We start from the raw sequence: 20,037 nt of genomic DNA on the forward strand, positions 1-20,037 counted from the left end.
GCGGTCCGCGTCGGCTCCCACCGTCGTGCCAGCCCGTTCCCGGGCACATCCCAGGAAGCGCGTGCACCGTATGACCTCATAGCCGGCGCCCGGGACAGCCGGCGCCCTGGGGTGGGCCGTGTCCGTGCCCCGGCGGGCGGGGCGCCGTGCGACCCTGCACCGACCGGGCCACCGAGCGAAGGACGCGCCATGTTCGACCTCATCAACGGGTTGCCGATGCATCCCCTCGTCGTGCACGCCGTCGTCGTGCTCGTGCCGCTCACGGTGCTCGGCACGCTCGCCGTCGTGCTCGTGCCGCGCTGGCGACGCTACGCCCCGGTCGTCGCGGTGCTCGCCACCGTCGCGGCGTTCTTCCTGCCGCTGGCGACGCAGTCCGGCGAGGCGCTCGCGCGGCGGGTGGGCACCCCGAGCGTCCACGCCGAGCTGGGCGAGCAGCTGCTGTACATCGGCGTCGTGCTGGCGGCGATCCTGTGGGTCCTCGTCCTGGTCGAGCGGCGCCACGGGCGGGTGGCGCTGCTGCCGGGCGACCGGGTCACCGCGCGACCCGGCACGCCGGTCGGCGCGGGCCCGGGCGCGCAGGCGCGCCGCAGCGGCAACGTCCTCACGACCGCGGTGGCCGCGCTGGCCGTCGTCGTCGCGCTCGGGGCGGGCGTGCAGTGCTACCGGGTGGGGGACTCCGGGGCCCGGGCCGCGTGGGGCGGCGTGGCCCAGACGACGCCCCAGCACACCGAGCGCGAGGCCGACTGACCCGCCGGTGCCGCTCGGCCGCCCTCGACCGAGCATCCTCGGCCCCGCGCACGGTGATGCCGGCACACCTACCCTGTCGAACGCGCGTTCGAGAAGCGGGTACGCTGGCGCCATGGCTGTCGAACCCGTCCCGCTCAGCGAGCAGGCGCACAGCCTCGGCCCCGCCCAGCACGGCGGGCCGGTGACCCGGCCGGACGAGCCCCTCCCGGTCCGCGCCTGGATCCACACCCGCCGCGGGCACGAGGCGGTCGACGGCGTGGCGGTGGCCTGGACCCAACGCGCGGTGCGGGTGCGCTACACCGACGGCCACGGGCGCGAGGGCTACGCCTGGCTGTGGGCCAACGCCGTCACCCGGCGCTGACGTCCCCAGGCGGCCCCGCGCGCCGGTCGCGCGCGTGGGCGGCCGGTGGTGCGATGTGCGACATGACCGCCCACGAGACCACCGAGGCCCCGGCCGGGCTGGCCGCCGCGGCCGAGGAGCTGTACAGCCTCGAGCCGGGGCAGTTCACGCGGGCGCGCAACGACCGGGCCAAGCAGGCCAGGGCCGACGGCGACCCCGCCCTGGCCGAGGCGGTCAAGGCCCTGCCCAAGCCCTCCACCGCCGCCTGGCTGGTCAACCTCATGGTCCGGCGCATGGGCACGGAGATCGGCCAGGCGCTCGAGGTCGGGGCGGCGCTGCGCCAGGCCCAGCAGGACCTCGACGCCGCCCAGCTGCGCACCCTCACGAGCCAGCGGCGGCGCCTGACCGCCGCGCTGGTGCGCCAGGCCGGCACGCGGGCGGCCGAGCTCGGCACCAAGGTCAGCGCCGCCGTCGCCGAGCAGGCCGAGACCACCCTCCACGCCGCGATGACCGACGCCGACGCCGCGGCCGCCCTGCGCACCGGCCTGCTCGTCCGCGCCCTCGAGCCCGCCGGGCTGGGCGGGGTCGACCTCGACGGCGCGGTGGCGGTGCCCGGCGCCGTCGAGCTGACCCCTCGTGCGGAGGCGGAGCCGGAGGAGCCGGGGGAGGAGACCGGCGGGCGCCTGCACGTCGTCCCGGACAACACCCGCGCCGTCGAGGAGGCCCAGGAGGCGGTCGACGCCGCCGAGTTCGTGGCCGAGGGCGCCGAGCGGGCGCTGCGCCGGGCGGAGGAGAAGGTCCGCAAGGCCGAGGCCCGCGGGCTGCAGCTGCGCGCCGAGATCGAGGAGCTGCGGCGTCAGATCGACGATCGCGAGACCCGGCTGCACGGCGTCGAGGACGACCTCGCCGCGGCCGACGACCAGCGCGACGCCGCCGCGGAGAGCCGGGACGAGGCGGCGGCCGCGCTCGCGGCCGCCCGCAAGAAGCTCGCGCGGCTGCAGCGGCGCTGAGCCTCAGGCCGCCTCGCCGAACGAGGCCGTGAGCACCGCCCGCACCTCGGCGTGCCCCACCGGCCGGGGGTTCGCGATCGGCAGGACGGCGTTGACCCGGTCGATCGCCTCCTCCAGCTGGTCGGCCCGCAGCCCGAGCTGGACGAGGGTGCGCGGGGCCCCGACCTCGGCCAGCAGCGCCCGGATGCCGGCGACGGCGTCGTCGGCGCCGAGGGCGTGCGCGATGCGGTCCGCGGCCACCGGCACCGCCGGGACGTTGAGCGCGAGGACGTTGGGCAGGACGACGGCGTGGGTCGCCGCGTCGGGCAGGCGGAAGGTGCCGCCGAGGACGTGGCAGATCGTGTGGTGCAGCCCGGTGCCGGTGATGGCGTAGGTGCCGCCGGCGAGGAACGCGCCGTAGAGCAGCTGCTCCCCGGCGGCGATGGGCGTGCCCACCCACGCCGCCACCGGGTCGCGCAGCGCCGCCTCGGGGGAGCCGGCCTCGCGCAGGCTCTCGCGGGTGAGCGAGCGCAGCCCGGTGGCCAGGGCCCGGATGGCCTCGTCGGCCAGGGCCGAGCTGACCGGGTTGGCGCCGGGCGCCCAGTGCGCCTCGATGACGTGCGCCATGGCGTGCAGCGCCGAGGCGACGGCGAGCCGGCGGGGCATCCGGTCGGTGAGGTCGGGGTCGAGGACGACCGTGCGGGGCAGGACCGCCGGGTCGGTGCCCGTCTCGCGGCGCCCGCCGCGGGTCAGCCCCCACACCGGCGTCATCTCGGTGCCGGCGTAGGTGGTGGGCACCGCGAGGATCGGCAGGCCGGTCTCCCGGGCGATGATCTTCGCCGTGCCGGTGGTGGACCCGCCGCCGATGCTCAGCACGGCGTCGGCGCGGCGCTGCCGGGCGAGCGCGACGGCGCGCTCGGCGACGGTGACCGGCACGTGCTGCTCGACGCCGGTGAACCAGGCGATCGTGGCCTCGGCGAACGGGGCGGTGGCCTCCCGGGCGAGCATCTCGTGGGCGGGGTCGGCGACGACGATGAGCCGCTGGGCACCCAGGCGCTCCACCTCGGCCGGCAGCGCGGCGCGCAGCCCGCCGCGGCCGAAGAGCACCCGCGCCGGCGAGGTCTCGAAGGTGAACTGCATCGCAGCCTCCGTCTCTCGGGTGACGGTGCGGCGCCGGCCCGCGGCGGACCGGCCCGCGCGCTGCTCACATCATCGCGCTCCGGCGCGCCGATGGGGTGCGGATCACCCGCGCGGCGCGGTGTCGCGGCGGCGGGGCAGGGCGACGCGGTCGAGGTCCGCGGCCGCCAGCACCCGCGCCCGGCCCGCCCGCGCCCGTGCCTGCGCGGCCAGGTGGGTGGTGTCGGGGTAGCGCGCGGAGAAGTGGGTGAGCACCAGCGTGCGGGCCGCCGCCCGGCCGGCGAGGGCCCCGGCCTGCCCGGCGGTGAGGTGCCGGTACGCCGCGGCCAGGTCGGCGTCCTCGTCGGCGAAGGTGCACTCGGCGACGAGGAGGTCCGCCCCCGCGGCGAGCTCCTCGGCCCCGGGGCACGGCGCGGTGTCCATGACGAGGGCGAAGCGCTGCCCCGGCCGCGGCACGCTGACGTCCTCCAGCCGCACCGCCCCCACCCGGCCCTCGCGCTGCAGCCGGCCCACCGCCGGCCCGGACAGCCCGGCGGCCGCGAGCCGCTCGGGCACCAGCGTGCGGCCGTCGGGCTCGGTGAGCCGGTAGCCGTAGGTCTCCACCCGGTGGTCCAGCGGCGCCACGGTTAGCCCGTCGGCGACCTCACCCGCCGCCCCGTGCGGGACCAGGCGCAGGTCGATCCCCGGCCCGGCCAGGCCCACCAGCGCGCGCACCACCTCCTCGCCGGACGCGGGGTAGTGCAGGTGGACGGGGTGGGCCACGCCGTCCACCGCCATGCGGGCCAGCACCCCGGGCAGGCCGAAGCAGTGGTCGCCGTGGACGTGGGTGAGGCAGATGCGGGTGATCGACGACGCCGCCACGCCGGCGTGGATCATCTGCCGCTGGGTGCCCTCGCCGGGGTCGAAGAGCAGCCCCCCGCCGTCCCAGCGCAGCAGGTAGCCGTTGTGGTTCCGGGTCCGGGTGGGCACCTGCGAGGCGGTGCCCAGCACGATCAGCTCACGCACCCGCCGACCCTCTCAGCAGCTCCCGGGGATGTCACCCGGGCGCCGTCCTGCCCCCGCCTGACGACGGTCCCGGACGAAACGGCCCCCGGAAGCCCGGATCGGCGCCACCATGTGCGCATGGCGAGCATCCCTGTCGAGCCGGTTCGCCGCCGTCTCGAGTCGGTCGTCCGTGCGGGGCTGGACCCGGCGGCCTACGTCGAGGCGGCGCTCGACGTGCTGGGCCGCACGGTGCCGTTCGACGCCGCCTGCCACGGCACGCTCGACCCTGCGACCGGGCTGCTGACCGGCTCGGTCAAGCGCCACCTCACCAGCGCCTACGACGAGGACTTCCTCGTCCACGAGTACGTCCTCGACGACGTCAACCTCTTCGCCGACCTCGCCGGGCGCCCCCGCCCCGTCGGGGTCCTCGCGGAGGAGGCGGGCGGGGACCCCCGCCGCAGCTCGCGCTACCGCGAGCTGTTCGAGATCTACGGGGTCGAGCACGAGCTGCGCGCGGCGCTGGTCGTCGCCGGCGTCGCCTGGGCCACCCTGGCGCTGTACCGGGAGAGCGGCCCGGCCGCGTTCACCCCGGCCGAGGCCGACGTCGTGGCCGCCGTCGCGCCCCTGCTCGCGGTCGGCACGCGCGCCGCCGCCGTCACCGCCCGCGCGCAAGCGGAGCTCGGGCGCGCCGAGCCCGGCGGGCCGGGGGTGCTCGTGGTCGACGCCGCGGGCCGGGTCGTGCAGTCCACCGCGGCGGCCGAGCGGCTCGTCGCCGACCTCGGCGGCGCGCTGGGCGGGGCGCTGCCGGTGGCGCTCGGCGCCATCATCGCCGCGGCCCGCGGCTTCGCGTCCGGCCGCCTCGCCACGGAGCCCCGGGCGCGGGTGCGCGCCCGGACCGGCCGGTGGCTGGCCCTGCACGCGGCCCCGCTCCAGCACCACGAGGGCGGGGCACCCCAGGTCGTGGTCACCATCGAGGAGGCGGGCCCCCCGGACGTGGTGCCGCTCATCGTCGACGCGCTCGGGCTGAGCCCCCGCGAGCGGGACGTGGTCGGCGCCGTCCTGCGCGGGGCCAGCACGAGCGAGATCGCGGCCGAGCTGCACCTGTCGGGCTACACCATCCAGGACCACCTCAAGTCGGTGTTCGAGAAGGCGGGCGTCTCCAGCCGCCGCGAGCTCGTCGCGAAGGTGTTCTTCGACCAGTACGCCCCGCGGCTGGGCTGACCGCTGCGGCTGCCGGATTCCCTTCCGGGACGCGCCGGCACGGGCCACCATGGCCCCATGACCTTCACCGTCGCCCGCGTCTACGACCCGCCGGCCGACGACGGCGGCGCCCGCGTGCTCGTCGACCGGCTCTGGCCCCGGGGCCTGGCCAAGGCCGACGCGCACGTGGACCTCTGGCTCAAGGAGGTCGCGCCGTCGAACGAGCTGCGCAAGGAGTTCCACCACGACCCCGACCTCTTCCCGGAGTTCACCCGTCGCTACCGCGCCGAGCTCGACGCCAACCCGGCGGTGGACCGGCTGCGCGAGCTCGAGCGCGAGCACGGCACGGTGACCCTGCTGTACGGGGCGAAGGACACCGAGCACAACCAGGCCGTCGTGCTGCGCGACTACCTCACCGGCGGCTGAGCCGGCTCAGGCCGGGAAGATCGTCACCTCGGCGGCCTTGACGCTGAACAGCACCGTCGCGCCGTGCTGCAGGCTGAGCTCGGCGACGGCGGCGGGGGTGATGTCGGCCGCCAGGGAGTGCCCGTCCGCCGTCGTCGCGCGCACCCGCACGAGCTCGCCCAGGTGCTCCAGCCCGGTGACGGTCACGCCGACGACGTTGCGCGGGCTGCCGCCCGGCGGGGTCCGGTGCACGCTGACGGCACGCGGGCTGAAGGTGGCCGCCACCTGCTCGCCGGCCTGGCACGCGGGGTCGACGAGGCCGTGCAGGGCGAGAGAGCCCGTCACCACCGCATCGCCCTCCGGCGCCAGCCCGCCGAGGACGAGGTTGACGCCGGCGAGCCGGGCGGCGAAGGCCGAGCGCGGGCGGGTGAGCACCTCCAGCGCGGGGCCCTGCTCGACGACCCGGCCGCCGTCGAGGACGACGACGGCGTCGGCCACGGCGAGCACGTCGAGCAGGTCGTGGGTGACGAGCACCGCCGTGCGGCCCGACCCGCGCAGCAGGGTGCGCAGCACCTGGCGCATCGCGACCGCGGCGGAGACGTCGAGGGCGGAGAGCGGCTCGTCGAGCAGGAGCACGTCCGGCTCGGGGGCGAGGGCGCGGGCCAGGGCCACCCGCTGGGCCTGACCGCCCGAGAGCTGGTGCGGGCGGCGCCCGGCCAGCGCCTCCGCGCCGACCTGGGCGAGGCGCTCACGGGCCAGGCGGTCGGCGCTCGCCCGCGGGACGCCGCCGGCGCGGGGACCGAAGGCGACGTTGCCGAGCGCGTCGAGATGGGGCAGCAGCAGCGGCTCCTGGGCGAGCAGCGCCGCGCGCCGGGCGTGCGGCGGCACCCAGGTGGCGTCGTCGGCCACGGTGCGCGCGCCGATGCGCACCGTGCCCGCGCCCGGGCGGACGAGGCCGGAGAGCAGGCCGAGGAGGGTGGACTTCCCGGCGCCGTTCGGGCCCAGCACGGCGACCACCTGGCCGCCGGGCAGCTCGACGTCGAGGTCGACGCCGCGCTCCGGCACGCTCGCATGCACCATGATCGAGGCGCCGGGGGCCGGCTCTCCGCCGCCTGCAGGCCGGCGGGCGGCGGCGGGCATCCCCGTGGCGGCGAGCGCCCGGCGGGCCGCCGCGGGCCTCTCCTCGGCCACGGGCGCCCGGCGGGCCGGCGCGGACCTCTCCTCGGCCACGGGCGCGCGCTGTGGTGAGCTTTCGTCAGGCCATGCCTGACGAAAGCTCACCGTTACGCCCGGACCGGCTCCGGCAGCGGCCTGCCCGGGCGCCGATCGGCGGTCAACGCCGGTGGGGGATGGTGCGGAGGCGGCATCGTCCGGCTCACCGGCTGCCCCGGGGCCGCCGGCCCCCGGGCTCCGGCGCCGCCCGCGCTGCGTCGCGAGCACGATCACCGCGGCGACGGCGATGAGCACCACCGACAGGGCCAGCGCGGCGTCGGGGTCGGTCTCGCGCTGGAGGTAGATCTCCAGCGGCAGGGTGCGCGTGACCCCCTGCAGGGAGCCGGCGAAGGTCAGCGTGGCGCCGAACTCCCCGAGCGAGCGGGCGAAGGCCAGCGCCGTGCCGGAGCCGAGGGCGGGCAGCAGCAGCGGCAGGGTCACCCGGCGCAGCACCGTCGTGGGCCGGGCGCCCAGCGTGGCGGCGACGTCCTCGTAGCGGTGCCCGGCCGTGCGCACCGCGCCCTCGAGCGAGAGCACGAGGAAGGGCAGGGAGACGAAGGTCTGGGCGAGGACCACCGCCGCCGTCGTGAAGGCGACGTCGATGCCGAGCGCCTCGAGCCGTGCCCCGAGCAGCCCGCGGCGGCCGAGGGTGGTCAGCAGCGCCAGGCCGGAGACCACCGGCGGCAGCACGAGCGGCAGCAGGACCAGCGTGCGCACCACCCGCTGCCCGGGCCAGCGGGTGCGGGCCAGCACGAGGGCCAGCGGGACCCCCAGCAGCACGCACAGCGCCGTCGCCGCCAGCGACGTGCGCAGGCTGAGCAGCAGCGCGTCCACCGAGGCCTCGGTCGCGAGCAGCGCGGGGAACCGTGCCCACGGCACCCGCAGCAGCATCCCGAGCACCGGCACGGCGAGGAGGAGGACGGCGACGGCGGCCGGCGCGGCCACCCACCGGGGCAGGCCGGCCGGGACCGCGGCGCGCGGCCGGCCCCGAGGGACACGGCCTCCGCGAGGAGCTGCGGGCCCGCTCACGGCAGCCGGAACCCGGCGTCCGCGAGGACCGTGCGGCCGGCGTCGCCGGTGAGGGTGTCGACCCACAGGCGGGCCAGCTCGGGGTGACGGCTCTCGGCGAGGGCCGCCACCGGGTAGCGGTTGACGACCTGGTCGGCGCCGGGCACGTTCACGACCTGCACGGCCTGGCCGGCCCCGGTCGCGTCGGTGGTGTAGACGAGGCCGGCGTCGGCCTGGCCCGAGCTGACCTTGCCCAGCACGTCGGTGACCGAGGACTCCTCGCTGACCGGGTGCAGCTGGACGCCCTCGAGCCGGGCCAGCTCGGCCGTCGCCGCCCCGCACGGCACCTGCGGGGCGCACACGACGAGCTTGGCCCGGTCGAGGCTGGCGTCCAGGCCGGTCACCACGGCCGGGTTGCCGGGCGGGACCACCAGCGTGAGGACGTTCTCGGCGAACACGACCGGCTCGCCGGCGACGGCGCCGCCGTCGACGGCCTGCCGCATGGTCGCCTCGTTGGCGGTGGCGAGGACGTCGGCCGGCGCGCCGGCGAGGACCTGCGAGACGAGGTCCGAGGAGCCGGCGAACGAGAAGCTGACGGTGACCCCGGGATGGTCGGCCTCGACCTGGTGGCCGAGCTCCTCGAAGGCCTCGTGCAGCGAGGCCGCGGCGAAGACCGTGAGCTCCCCGCGCGGGCCCTGCCCCGAGGAGGCGGTGCCCGCCGCGCCCGCGGGGCTGGGGGCCTCACCGCCCGAGCTGCCGCACGCGGCGAGCGCGAGCGCCGCGACGGCGGGAAGCAGCACGAGCGCGCGGGGCCGACGCATCAGACGGCCCTCGGGGTCTCGATGATCACCGTCGTGGCCTTCACGACGGCGGTAGCCAGCGAGCCGGGCTCGAGGCCGAGCTCCTCCGCGGCCTCCCGGCTGATGAGCGAGACGACCCGGTACGGCCCGCACTGCAGCTCGACCTGCGCCATCACCTTGTCGGCGACGACGCGCGTGACGAGCCCGGTGAACCGGTTGCGGGCCGAGCGCCCGACCCGGTCGTCCGGCCCGGCCGGCGGGGCCGCGTGCAGCTCCTGGGCGTGGCGGGCGAGATCGGCGCCGTCGACCACCTTGCGGCCGGCGGCGTCCACCGACGCCTCGAGCCGGCCGTCGTCGACCCAGCGGCGGACGGTGTCGTCGCTGACACCCAGCAGCGCGGCGGCCTCGCTGATGCGGTAGTGCGGCATGGTGCTGACCTTAACGTCGCACGTGCGGCGATATCTAGGTCGTTGTTCCGCGCGTGCGGAGTCTCCCGGCCGCTGTTGGTGACGCCGCGCGACGGTGCCGCCCGGGCGCCGTGCGACGCGAGGGCGACCGGCGGGTCAGTCCGGGGGCTGACACCAGGCGCACGGATTCATTCCGGTGCCCGATGCTGCGGGCCGGGTGCGGCGCGGAGGATCGAGGGCATGAGCCAGCACCCGCCCGTCCCGTCCGCCGGCACCCTGGGGGAGACCCGTGCCGCCGCCGCGGCGCCCGCCGCGCCGGCGCCCACCGCCCCGACGCCCGCCGGCACCCCCGTCCTCACCGCCCGGGGCCTGACCAAGACCTACGGGACCACGACCGCCCTCGCCGGGGTCGACCTGACCGTCCGGGCCGGGGAGTCGGTGGCCATCATGGGGGCCTCCGGGTCCGGCAAGACCACCCTGCTGCACTGCCTCGCCGGGATCGTCCGGCCCGACGGCGGCGAGGTCGGCCTCGCCACGGCCGCCGGCGAGGTGATGGTCAGCGGCCTCAACGAGGCGGGCCGCTCCCGGCTGCGCCGCGAGCAGTTCGGCTTCGTCTTCCAGGAGGGGCTGCTGCTGCCCGAGCTCACGGCGCTGGAGAACGTCGCCGTCGCCCTCATGCTCGGCGGCGTCGCCCGCCCGGCGGCGGAGCACGCGGCCGTCGGCTGGCTGCACGCCCTCGGGCTGGCGGGCATGGAGCACCGGCGCATCGGCCAGCTCTCCGGCGGCCAGGCCCAGCGCGTCGCCATCGCCCGCGCCCAGGTCACCGGGGCGCCGGTGACCTTCGCCGACGAGCCCACCGGGGCGCTGGACTCCGCCACCTCGGCCGAGGTCATGGACCTCCTCCTGGGCGCCACCACCGGCACCGGCCGCACGCTCGTCGTCGTGACCCACGACGAGGGCGTGGCCGCCCGGTGCACCCGCGTGGTGCGGCTGCGCGACGGACGCGTCGTCGCCGAGCACGCCGGGGGTGCCCGGTGACCACCGTGCGCCTGCTGTGGCTGCTCACGCGTCGCGGCTCCGCCGCCCGCGGCACGGTGGCGCTGCCCGTCGCGGCCTTCGCCGCCACCACCACGCTGCTGCTGACCGTGCTCGCCGGCGCCGTGTCCTTCCTGCGCTGGCACGACGAGATGGCGACCTTCTACCAGTCCCTGGCCGCCCTGGCGGTGATCCTCCTCGTGCTGCCCCTGCTCACCCTGGGCGGGTCCGCGGCCCGCCTCTCGGCCCGGCGGCGCGACGACCGCCTCGCCACCCTCCGCCTGCTCGGGGCCACGCCGGCGACCGTCGCCGCGATGACGGTCGCCGAGTCGGCGGTCCTGGCGCTCGGCGGGGCGGTGGCCGGCGTGCTGGGCTACCTCCTGCTCGGCCCGGCGGTGCAGCAGATCCCGTTCCGCGGCGAGGCGATCGGCGCCGCCTATTGGCTGCCGCCCCTGGCCGTGCTGGCCGCCGTGGCGACGGTGACGGTCCTCGGCGCCGTCAGCGCCGCCGTCGGCCTGCGCCGGGTGGTGATCTCACCGCTCGGCGTGCGCACCCGCCAGAGCGCCGACCGGGTGCGCGGCCGCCGCGCCGTCGTCGCCGCGATCGTGGTCGTGGCCGCCGTCGTCGCGCTGCAGTCCAGCTTCCGCGAGGTCGCCGTGGCCGTGGCGGTCATCCTCGGCGCGTTCGCCGCCGGCCTCGGCGTGCTCAACCTCGTCGGCCCCTGGGCGGTGGGGGTCGTCGCCCGGTCCCAGCTGCGCCGCGCCCGGACGGCCGAGCGGCTCATCGCCGCCCGGCAGGTGCTCGACGCCCCGAAGGCCGCCTGGCGGCAGGTCGGCGGCGTGGCGATGACGAGCTTCGTCGCGGTCTTCGCCGGCACCGGGATGGCGATGATGGCCGGCCAGGAGCCGACGTCGGGGCCGGAGATGTACCTCGCGCAGGACATCCGCACGGGCATCCTCATCACCCTCGTCGCCTCGTTCCTCACCGTGGCCTGCTCGGTGGGCGTCAACCAGGCCGCCTCCGTGCTCGACCGGGCCGACCTCTACGTCAGCCTCGACAGGCTGGGCATGCCCCGGAAGACCCTCGAGGCGGCCCGCACCCGCGCCGTCATGGTCCCGCTGCTCACCGTGGCGCTGGGCTCCGCCGGGGTGGCCGCCGCGCTCGTCCTGCCGCTGGTCGGCCTGGCCCTGGTCATGGCGCCGCTGTCGGTCGCGGTGCTCCTCGCCTGCCTCGCGGCCGGGGTGGGCCTGGTGCGCCTGGCGCTGCTGGGCACCCGCCCGGTGGTGGGGGCGGTCCTGGCGCCCGGCGGCGCGGCGCGCACGTGAGCCGCCGGGGCGTCGGCTCGGATCGCTAGGTGCGGGTGCTGGTGGGGCGCTCGCGCCGGCCCTGCGGCGCCGCCGACGCCTCCCACCCGCGCCGCGAGGGCCGGGCCCCGGCCCCGGCCTCCCGGGAGCGGTAGACGATGTACGGCCGGGTGGCGTAGGGCAGCGGCGCGGAGAAGGCGTGCACGAGCCGGGTGAACGGCCAGGCGAGGAACAGCAGGAACGCGGCCGTGACGTGCAGCTTGAACGGCAGCGGCACGTCGGTCATGAGCTGGGCCTGCGGCTGGAGGTAGAACAGCGAGCGCAGCCACGGCGAGATCGTCTGCCGGTAGTCGTACCCGTGCGCGCCGCCGAGCAGCTGGGTCTGCACCGTCGCCCACAGCCCCAGCAGGATGGGCAGGGCGAGCAGGACGTACATGAGCTTGTCGACCCGCGTGGTGGCCAGGAACACCGGGCCGGTGGTGCGCCGGCGGTAGATGAGGATGGCCAGGCCCACGACCGTGGCCACCCCGGCCACCGAGCCCATGTAGGTGGCGATGAAGTGGTAGGCCTCCTGCCGGAAGCCCACCGCCTCCGTCCAGGACTCGGGGATGAGCAGGCCCATGAAGTGCCCGAGCGCGACGAAGAGGATGCCGAAGTGGAACAGCGGCGAGCCCAGGCGCAGGATCGTCTTCTCGTACAGCTCCGAGGACCGCGTGGTCCAGCCGAACTTGTCGTAGCGGTAGCGCCAGATCGTGCCGACGACGAACACCGCCATCGACACGTACGGGAACACCACCCACAACAGGATGTTGCCGGCGCTCATGCCCTGACCTCCGCGTGTGCGGCCCCCTGCGGGGCGAACGGTTCCAACGGTCCCAGCGCGCTGAGCCCCACCATCTCGGTGGGCGGCCCAGCGGTGATCAGCTGCAGCAGCCGGTCCTCGAGGTCGGGGCTGGGCCGGGGCAGCACCAGGCACACCGCCTCGACGACGGCGGCCCACGGGCTGCCCAGCTGGGTCAGCGCCGCCCGCAGCACCTCCAGGCCCTCGCGGTGGGCGGCGAGCAGGGCCGTGCCCAGCTCGGCGTCCCCGACGGCGAGGAACTCCAGCACGATCGGCAGGAAGTCCGGCAGCTCGGACCGCCCCACCTCCCACCCGGCGGCCCGGTAGGCCTCGACGAACCGGACCAGCGCGGTGCCGCGCCGGCGGGTATCGCCGGTGAGGAAGTACGACAGGTACATCGAGCACTTGCGCTTGGTGTCGAAGGTGTCGACGTAGGCGCGGGCGAGGTCCTGCGGGTCGGCGGCCAGGGCGTGGTCGGCGAAGGCGACCAGGCGGTCGCGCACCGGCTCGGGCAGGCGGGCGACGCCGTCGCGCACCGCGCGCACCCGGGCCGGCTGCTCGGGGCCGGGGTAGTCGAGCAGCACCGAGGCGGCCATGGCGGCCAGCGCCCGCTCGCGCTCGGTGACCCTGACCGGGCGCAGCGGGGCGAGGGCGGGCACCCGGATGACGGCGCTCACCGCGGCTCCTCCCCGATGGGCCGCTCGTCGCCGGTGGCGACGCCCGGCCGGCCACCGGGGTGCGGGTCCTCGCGGAACGTGCCCGGCGCGGCCTCCGCGCCGGTGGCCTCGAGGCTGGCCGGCTCGGCGGCGGTGCCCGAGCCCGGCGGGAAGAGCCCGGTGGTGCTGCCCCGGCCGTCCCAGTTGAGCAGGTTGACCCGGCCCGGGGTCGACGGCGCGTGCGGTGAGTCCGCCGTCTGCCGCGCCTTCAGGGCGTGGAAGGTCTCCACGCTGGCCGGCTCCAGCGGGCCCGACGAGGACCCGAACGGGCCGTTGCCGCCCATGCCCGGCCCGCCCTCGAAGTCCAGCGAGCAGGCCATCTCCTCCAGGCCCTGCGCCACCTCGGTGTGCGCGGTGGGGATGACGTAGCGCTCCTCGTACTTGGCGATCGCCAGGAGGCGGTACATCTCCTCGATGCCCTGGCCCGTCATGCCCACCGCCGCGGCGATCTCCTCGCGCGGGTGCTCGCCCAGGTTGAGGTCGCGCATGTACGAGCGCATCGCCGCCAGGCGCCGCAGCACCTTTTCCACCGGTGCGGTGTCCCCGGCGGTGAACAGCCCGGCGAGGTACTCCAGCGGGATGCGCATGGTCGAGATTGCCGTCAGGAGGGTCTTGTGGTCCTCGCCGTCGTTTCCCGAGGCGGCGACGACGTCGACCACCGGGCTCAGCGGCGGGATGTACCAGACCATCGGCAGCGTCCGGTACTCCGGGTGCAGCGGCAGCGCCACCTCGTACTCGCTGATCAACCGCCAGATCGGGCTGGCCTGGGCGGCGTCGATCCAGTCGGAGGGGATGCCGTCGCGCTCGGCGGCGGCGATGACGTCGGGGTCGAAGGGGTCGAGGAAGACCGAGCGCTGCGCGGCGAGCAGCTCGTGCTCGTCCTCGACGGCGGCGGCCGCGCCGACCCGGTCGGCGTCGTAGAGGACCAGGCCGAGGTAGCGCAGCCGGCCCACGCAGGTCTCCGAGCACACGGTGGGCAGCCCGACCTCGATGCGCGGGTAGCACAGGGTGCACTTCTCGGCCTTGCCGGTCTTGTGGTTGAAGTAGACCTTCTTGTACGGGCAGCCGGTCACGCACATGCGCCAGCCGCGGCACTGCTCCTGGTCGACGAGCACGATGCCGTCCTCGGCCCGCTTGTACATCGCGCCGGAGGGGCACGAGGCCACGCACGAGGGGTTGAGGCAGTGCTCGCAGATGCGCGGCAGGTAGAACATGAAGGTCTTCTCGAACTCCATGGCCACGTGCTCGTTCATGTGCTTGAGCACCGGGTCCCCGACGGCGATCTCCTTCGACCCGCCGAGGTTGTCGTCCCAGTTCGCCGACCACTGGATCGTCGTCGGCTCGCCGGTGAGCAGGGACTTGGGCCGGGCGACGGGGGTGTGCCGGGAGTCGGCCGGGGCGGAGAGCAGCTGGTCGTACTCGTAGGTCCAGGGTTCGTAGTAGTCCTGGAGGGTGGGCATCTTGGGGTTGGAGAAGATCGTCGCGAGCTTCTTCGCCCGCCCGCCGGCCCGCAGCTTGAGCTTGCCGCGCTTCGTGCGCACCCAGCCCCCGCCCCAGCGGTCCTGGTCCTCGTACGTGCGCGGGTAGCCCAGCCCGGGGCGGGTCTCGACGTTGTTGAACCAGACGTACTCCATGCCGGTGCGGTTGGTCCACGCCTGCTTGCAGGTCACCGAGCAGGTGTGGCACCCGATGCACTTGTCCAGGTTCATCACCATGGACATCTGGGCCATGACCTTCATCAGTACTGCACCTCCTGGGAGCGGCGCCGGATGACCGTCACCTCGTCGCGCTGGTTGCCGGTCGGGCCGATGTAGTTGAACGCGTAGCTCAGCTGCGCGTACCCGCCGATGAGGTGGCTCGGCTTGAGCAGCACCCGGGTGAGGGAGTTGTGGATGCCGCCGCGCAGGCCGGAGGTCTCGGTGCGGGGGACGTCGATGACCCGGTCCTGGGCGTGGTGCATGTACACCGTGCCCTCGGGCATGCGGTGGGAGACGATCGCGCGGGCGACGACGACGCCGTTGCGGTTGTACGCCTCGATCCACTCGTTGTCCTTCACGCCGATCTTCCCGGCGTCCTGCGGCGACATCCAGATGGTCGGCCCGCCGCGGGAGAGGGAGAGCATGAGCAGGTTGTCCTGGTACTCGGAGTGGATGGACCACTTCGAGTGCGGCGTCAGGTAGCGCACCGCGACCTGCGCGTGCTCCGAGGCCGCCGCCGCCCCGCCGCCCACGCCGGCGCCGGCCGCCGCGGCCGCGCCGGTGGCCCCGGGGACGGCGTCGCCGAAGAGGCGGTGCATGTCCAGCGGCGGACGGAACACCGGCAGGTTCTCGCCGATCTCGCTCATCCAGTCGTGGTCGAGGAAGAAGTGCTGACGCCCGGTCAGGGTGTGCCAGGGCTTGAGCCGCTCGACGTTGACGACGAAGGCGGAGTAGCGCCGTCCGCCGTGCTCGGAGCCGGACCACTCCGGGGAGGTCACCACGGGCTGTGGGCGGGACTGGGTGTCGGCGAAGGTGATGCGGGTGCCGGCGTGGTCGCGGGCCAGGTCCGCGAGCGTGGTGCCGGTGCGCTTCTCGAGGTGCTCGAAGCCCTGGGTGGCCAGGCGCCCGTTGGTGGTGCCGGACAGGGCGAGGATCATCTCGCAGGCCTTGGTGTCCTTGTCCAGCAGCGGCCGGCCGGCGGCGATCCCGGAGGCGGCCCGCCCGTTCTTCTCGCCCAGGGCCTGGACCTCCTCGGCGGGGTCGAACTTCACCCCCTTGGTCATCATCCCGAGCGTGTCCGTCAGCGGGCCCATCGCGTTGAACTTCGCCGCCAGGTTCGGGTAGTCCCGCTCGATGACGACGAGCTTGGGCATGGTCACCCCCGGCGTCATCGGCAGCTCGTCCATGGCGGCGACCGACCCGTGCGGGGTGGTCAGCTCGTCGGGGGTGTCGTGGGCCAGCGGGACGGCGACGACGTCGCGGTGCACCCCCAGGTGCCCGGCGCTGAGCGCGGCGACCCGGGCGGCCAGCCCCTGGAAGATGGTGAAGTCCGAGCGGGTCTGCCACGGCGGGTTGATGGCCGGGGTGAACGCGTGGATGAACGGGTGCATGTCCGTGGTGTTGAGGTCGTACTTCTCGTACCACGTGGCCGCGGGCAGGACGATGTCGGAGAACAGGGTGGTCGACGTCATCCGGAAGTCGATGGTGGTGAGCAGGTCGAGCTTGCCCTCGGGGGCCTCCTCCCGCCAGACCATGTCCCGTGGGCGCCGCCCGGGCGGGTTCTCCACGGCCCGCACCGCGGCCTCGGTGCCGAGCAGGTGCTTGAGGAAGTACTCGTCGCCCTTGGCCGAGGAGCCCAGCAGGTTCGAGCGCCACACGGTGAGCACCCGGGGGAAGTTCTCCGGGGCGTCGGGGTCCTCGACGGCGTAGCGCAGGGTCCCGGCCTTGAGCTCGTCGACCACGTGGTCGGCGACCTCCTTGCCCGCCTGGGCGGCCTCCTGGGTGATGAGCAGCGGGTTGCGGTTGAAGGTGGGGAAGCTCGGCGTCCAGCCGCGCCTGACCGCCTCGACGAGGGTGTCGGCCGTCGTCCGGCCCGCGAAGGCGCCCTTGGCCAGCGGGGAGGCGAGGGTGTTGGCGGGCATGCCGTCGTAGCGCCACTGGTCGGTGGCGAGGTACCAGAACGACGTCGCCGTCATCTGCCGCGGCGGGCGCTGCCAGTCCAGGGCGAAGGCGTACTGCTGGAAGCCGGTGATGGGCCGGACCTTCTCCTGGCCCACGTAGTGCGCCCAGCCGCCGCCGTTGACGCCCTGGCAGCCGGTCATCGTGGTCAGCGCGAGCATGGCCCGGTAGATGGCGTCGGCGTGGAAGTAGTGGTTGACGCCGGCGCCCATGACGATCATCGACCGCCCGCCCGAGCGCACGGCGTTGTCGGCGAACTCGCGCCCGACGCGGATGGCCGCGGCGGCGGGGACGTTCGTCAGCTCCTCCTGCCAGGCCGGGGTGCCGGGGCTGGTGGCGTCCTCGTAGCCGGTGGGCCACGTGCCGGGCAGGCCCGGGCGGGCCACGCCGTACTGGGCCAGGAGCAGGTCGTAGACGGTGGTGACCAGCCGGCCGGCCACCCGCCGCACCGGCACCCCGCGCCGGATCACCCCGGCGCCGCCGGCGTGCGCGCCGACCTCGCCGGACGCCTCGGTGGGGGGCAGGTCGAAGCGCGGCAGGTCCACCGCCACCGCCTCGCCGCCGGGCAGGTCGGCGAGCGTGAGGACGGGGTCGGTGCCGCCCAGGTCGAGGTTCCACCGCCCGGCGCCGGCCTCGCCGAAGCGGTCGCCCAGGGTGCCGTTGGGCACGACGGGCGTGCCGTCGCCGTCGAGCAGGACGGTGCGGAAGGCCGGGCTCTCGCCGTCGGCCAGGGCGGCGTGCTCGGCGTCGCCGGCGAAGTCCGCGGCGGTGAGGAACTTGCCGGGCACGTAGGCGTCGTCGCGGGCCTCGAGGCTGACGAGGAAGGGGGCGTCGGTGTAGCGCTTCATGTAGTCGAGGAAGCGCGGGGTGCGGTCGCGGACGTGGAACTCGGTCAGGATGACGTGGCCCATCGCCATGGCCAGCGCCCCGTCGGTGCCCGGGTGGACGGCGAGCCACTCGTCGGCGAACTTGGTGTTGTCGGCGTAGTCGGGGGAGATGCCCACGACCTTCTGCCCCCGGTAGCGGGCCTCGGTCATGAAGTGGGCGTCCGGGGTGCGGGTGACCGGGATGTTCGAGCCCCACATGATGAGGTACCCGGCGTTGAACCAGTCGGCGGACTCCGGCACGTCGGTCTGGTCGCCGAAGACCTGCGGGGAGGCCACCGGCAGGTCGGCGTACCAGTCGTAGAAGGACAGCATGTGGCCGCCCATGAGCGAGTAGAACCGCGACCCGGCGCCGTAGGAGACCTGCGACATGGCCGGGATCGGGGTGAAGCCGGCGAGCCGGTCGGGGCCGTACTGCTGGGTGGTGTAGACGTGGGCGGCCGCCATCATCTCCTCGACCTCGTCCCAGGTGGCGCGCACCAGGCCGCCCTTGCCGCGCGCCGCCTTGTACCGCCGGGCCCGCTCGGGGTCCTCGACGACGTCGGCCCACGCCTCGACCGGGTCGGACAGGCGTGCCTTGGCCTCGCGGTAGAGGTTGAGCAGCGCGGCGCGCACGTACGGGTAGCGCACCCGGGTGGGGGAGTAGGTGTACCAGGAGAACGCCGCCCCGCGCGGGCAGCCCCGGGGCTCGTACTCGGGGGAGTCCGGGCCCACCGAGGGGTAGTCGGTCTGCTGGGTCTCCCAGGTGATGATCCCGTCCTTGACGTAGACCTTCCACGAGCACGAGCCCGTGCAGTTCACCCCGTGGGTCGAGCGCACGACCTTGTCGTGGCTCCACCGGTCCCGGTAGAACGTGTCGCCCTCGCGCCCGCCCTCGAGGAAGAGCTGGCGCAGGTCCGGGGAGGCCTCGCCGCGGCGCAGGAACGTGCCGAGCTTGAGCAGGGCGTCCTCGGGGGCGCTCTCCCGGGGGCTGGTGACCGTCATGGTGGTCCTTCCGTACGGGGGGGTCTGGCGGGTGGCGGGGGCGGGGCGCGGTGGCCGTGGTGGCCGGGCGGGCCCTCAGGCGCCGCGCCGGGAGGCGCGGCGCACCGGGCCCCAGGTGAAGGCGGCGACGGCGAAGGCCGAGACCGCGAGGAGGATGAAGCCGATGGTGTAGTGGCCGGTGGCGCTGTAGACGGCGCCCATGACCAGCGGCGGGAAGAACCCGCCGAGGCCGCCGGCGGCGCCGACGATGCCGGTGACCGAGCCGACCTTGTCCGCCGGGGCCACCTTGGCCACCAGCGCGAAGCACGCGCCCGACGCCGCGCCCAGGGTGGCGGCGAGCACGAGGAAGGCGACCGTCCCGGCCGGCAGCAGCTGGAGCCGGAGCGCGGCGAGGACCGCCGCGGCGCCGGCGACGGTGAAGCACAGGGTGAGCACCGGCACCGGGTGCCAGCGGTCCGAGAGCCACCCGCCGACCGGGCGGGCGACCACGGCGAGGACGACGAACCCGGCGGTGCGCAGCGAGGCGTCGCCGCGGGTCAGACCGAAGTCGGTGGTGAGGTAGGTGGGCAGGTACACGCTGAACGCGACGAACCCGCCGAAGCCCAGGGCGTAGATGAGGGCGAGCTGGCCGGTGGCCGGGATCTTCACCGTGGCCCACGTGCGGGCGGCGAGGGAGCCGGTGGGAGCGGCGCGGCCCGCGGCGTCGCGCAGCACGGTCCAGGCGACGACGGCGTAGAGCGCCAGCAGCACGGCGACGAGGATGAACGGGGCGGGGCGGCCGAACTGCTCGGCGATCGCCACGGTGGTGAAGGCGGCGACCGCGGTGCCCGCGGTGCCCATGCCGAAGATGCCCAGCGCGGTGCCGCGCCGCGCCGGGGCGAACCAGGCGTTGACGAACGGGACGCCGACGGCGAAGGCGGTGCCGCCGACCCCGAGGAAGAACCCGCCGACGACGAGCATGGCGAAGTTGCTGGCCACGAGGCCGACGAAGAGCACCGGGAGGATCGTCACCAGGCTCACGACCGGGAACATGACCCGGGCGCCGTAGCGGTCGGTGAGCGCGCCGATCGGGATGCGGCCGAGGGAGCCGACGATGACCGGCACGGCGACGGCCACCGAGAGCTCGACCGGCGTGAGCGCGAGCTCCTCGCGGTAGGTCGGCCCCAGGGGGCCGATGAGCGACCACGCCCAGAAGTTGAGGAGGAAGCCCAGGGTGGCCAGCGTCAGCATGAGGCCGGGCCGGCCCTGGGCCGTGGGGGCGCCGGTCGGGGCGGCGGCCCCCGCCGTCCCGGGCCGTGCGCCCGGGACGCCGCCCGGCTGCCCGGCGCTCACGATGCCGCCCCCGCGGCGGTGTGGGGGTGGTGTCTGGTGGCGGTGACGACGGGCAT

Annotated in this window: 17 protein-coding genes; 7 read left to right on the forward strand and 10 right to left on the reverse strand. The window is 75.6% G+C overall.

Going from position 1 to position 20,037, the window contains the following annotated elements; translation table 11 throughout:
* Window positions 1-189 precede the first annotated feature (189 nt).
* The 3 genes from GD970_RS14230 (at window position 190) to GD970_RS14240 (ending at window position 2,097) form a co-directional block, all read left to right on the forward strand.
* Window positions 190-747: a DUF2231 domain-containing protein gene (locus tag GD970_RS14230; RefSeq protein WP_152203560.1), complete on the forward strand. Its 558-nt coding sequence runs from the start codon at window positions 190-192 to the stop codon at window positions 745-747.
* A 112-nt stretch (window positions 748-859) separates the two neighbouring features.
* Window positions 860-1,108, forward strand: coding sequence for a hypothetical protein (locus tag GD970_RS14235; protein WP_152203561.1), 249 nt, complete (start codon window positions 860-862; stop codon window positions 1,106-1,108).
* Window positions 1,109-1,170: 62 nt separating this feature from the next.
* Window positions 1,171-2,097 carry a hypothetical protein gene (locus GD970_RS14240; protein ID WP_152203562.1) on the forward strand — a complete coding sequence of 309 codons (927 nt, stop codon included), beginning with the start codon at window positions 1,171-1,173 and terminating at the stop codon, window positions 2,095-2,097.
* 3 nt (window positions 2,098-2,100) lie between these two features.
* Here the strand turns inward: GD970_RS14240 and GD970_RS14245 are convergent, their stop codons facing one another.
* Entirely contained in the window at window positions 2,101-3,216 is a 1,116-nt protein-coding gene (locus tag GD970_RS14245) for a maleylacetate reductase (protein WP_152203563.1), read from the reverse strand.
* Window positions 3,217-3,318: 102 nt separating this feature from the next.
* Window positions 3,319-4,218, reverse strand: a complete 900-nt coding sequence (locus tag GD970_RS14250; RefSeq protein ID WP_152203564.1) for a ribonuclease Z — start codon at window positions 4,216-4,218, stop codon at window positions 3,319-3,321.
* Between the two features lie 117 nt (window positions 4,219-4,335).
* On the opposite strand from GD970_RS14250, the gene GD970_RS14255 reads away from it, so the two are divergent.
* Window positions 4,336-5,418 (forward strand): helix-turn-helix domain-containing protein, encoded by a 1,083-nt coding sequence (locus GD970_RS14255; RefSeq protein WP_152203565.1) that lies wholly within the window; start codon window positions 4,336-4,338, stop codon window positions 5,416-5,418.
* A 57-nt stretch (window positions 5,419-5,475) separates the two neighbouring features.
* Window positions 5,476-5,823, forward strand: a complete 348-nt coding sequence (locus tag GD970_RS14260) for a DUF488 domain-containing protein (protein WP_152203566.1) — start codon at window positions 5,476-5,478, stop codon at window positions 5,821-5,823.
* Window positions 5,824-5,829: 6 nt separating this feature from the next.
* Here the strand turns inward: GD970_RS14260 and GD970_RS22605 are convergent, their stop codons facing one another.
* The 3 genes from GD970_RS22605 to GD970_RS14275 form a co-directional block, all read right to left on the reverse strand.
* Window positions 5,830-7,959, reverse strand: a complete 2,130-nt coding sequence (locus GD970_RS22605) for an ABC transporter permease (RefSeq protein ID WP_152203567.1) — start codon at window positions 7,957-7,959, stop codon at window positions 5,830-5,832.
* Between the two features lie 80 nt (window positions 7,960-8,039).
* Window positions 8,040-8,843 (reverse strand): molybdate ABC transporter substrate-binding protein, encoded by an 804-nt coding sequence (gene modA / locus GD970_RS14270; protein WP_152203568.1) that lies wholly within the window; start codon window positions 8,841-8,843, stop codon window positions 8,040-8,042.
* Window positions 8,843-9,250 carry a TOBE domain-containing protein gene (locus GD970_RS14275; RefSeq protein WP_152203569.1) on the reverse strand — a complete coding sequence of 136 codons (408 nt, stop codon included), beginning with the start codon at window positions 9,248-9,250 and terminating at the stop codon, window positions 8,843-8,845. Before GD970_RS14275 ends, modA begins: the two co-directional genes overlap by 1 nt.
* A gap of 219 nt (window positions 9,251-9,469) precedes the next feature.
* Here GD970_RS14275 and GD970_RS14280 point away from each other — a divergent pair, with 219 nt between their 5' ends.
* Both GD970_RS14280 and GD970_RS14285 read left to right on the forward strand, forming a co-directional pair.
* The gene (locus GD970_RS14280) at window positions 9,470-10,267 is read left to right on the forward strand and encodes an ABC transporter ATP-binding protein (RefSeq protein ID WP_152203570.1); all 798 of its coding nucleotides are present in this window, start codon (window positions 9,470-9,472) and stop codon (window positions 10,265-10,267) included.
* Window positions 10,264-11,589: an ABC transporter permease gene (locus tag GD970_RS14285; protein ID WP_152203571.1), complete on the forward strand. Its 1,326-nt coding sequence runs from the start codon at window positions 10,264-10,266 to the stop codon at window positions 11,587-11,589. The genes GD970_RS14280 and GD970_RS14285 overlap by 4 nt, the downstream gene beginning before the upstream one ends.
* 25 nt (window positions 11,590-11,614) lie before the next feature.
* Here the strand turns inward: GD970_RS14285 and narI are convergent, their stop codons facing one another.
* The 5 genes from narI to GD970_RS14310 form a co-directional block, all read right to left on the reverse strand.
* Window positions 11,615-12,391, reverse strand: a complete 777-nt coding sequence (gene narI, locus GD970_RS14290; protein WP_152203572.1) for a respiratory nitrate reductase subunit gamma — start codon at window positions 12,389-12,391, stop codon at window positions 11,615-11,617.
* On the reverse strand, window positions 12,388-13,086 hold the full coding sequence (gene narJ, locus GD970_RS14295; RefSeq protein ID WP_226925357.1) for a nitrate reductase molybdenum cofactor assembly chaperone: 699 nt from the start codon (window positions 13,084-13,086) through the stop codon (window positions 12,388-12,390). Before narJ ends, narI begins: the two co-directional genes overlap by 4 nt.
* Window positions 13,083-14,864 (reverse strand): nitrate reductase subunit beta, encoded by a 1,782-nt coding sequence (narH, locus tag GD970_RS14300; protein ID WP_152203573.1) that lies wholly within the window; start codon window positions 14,862-14,864, stop codon window positions 13,083-13,085. The genes narJ and narH overlap by 4 nt, the downstream gene beginning before the upstream one ends.
* Window positions 14,864-18,649: a nitrate reductase subunit alpha gene (locus tag GD970_RS14305; RefSeq protein ID WP_152203574.1), complete on the reverse strand. Its 3,786-nt coding sequence runs from the start codon at window positions 18,647-18,649 to the stop codon at window positions 14,864-14,866. Before GD970_RS14305 ends, narH begins: the two co-directional genes overlap by 1 nt.
* A gap of 75 nt (window positions 18,650-18,724) precedes the next feature.
* Entirely contained in the window at window positions 18,725-19,981 is a 1,257-nt protein-coding gene (locus tag GD970_RS14310; RefSeq protein WP_226925358.1) for an MFS transporter, read from the reverse strand.
* Window positions 19,982-20,037: the final 56 nt, after the last annotated feature.

Origin of the sequence: Georgenia thermotolerans, from assembly GCF_009193185.1 — a bacterium.
GTDB classification, from domain to species: domain Bacteria; phylum Actinomycetota; class Actinomycetes; order Actinomycetales; family Actinomycetaceae; genus Georgenia; species Georgenia thermotolerans.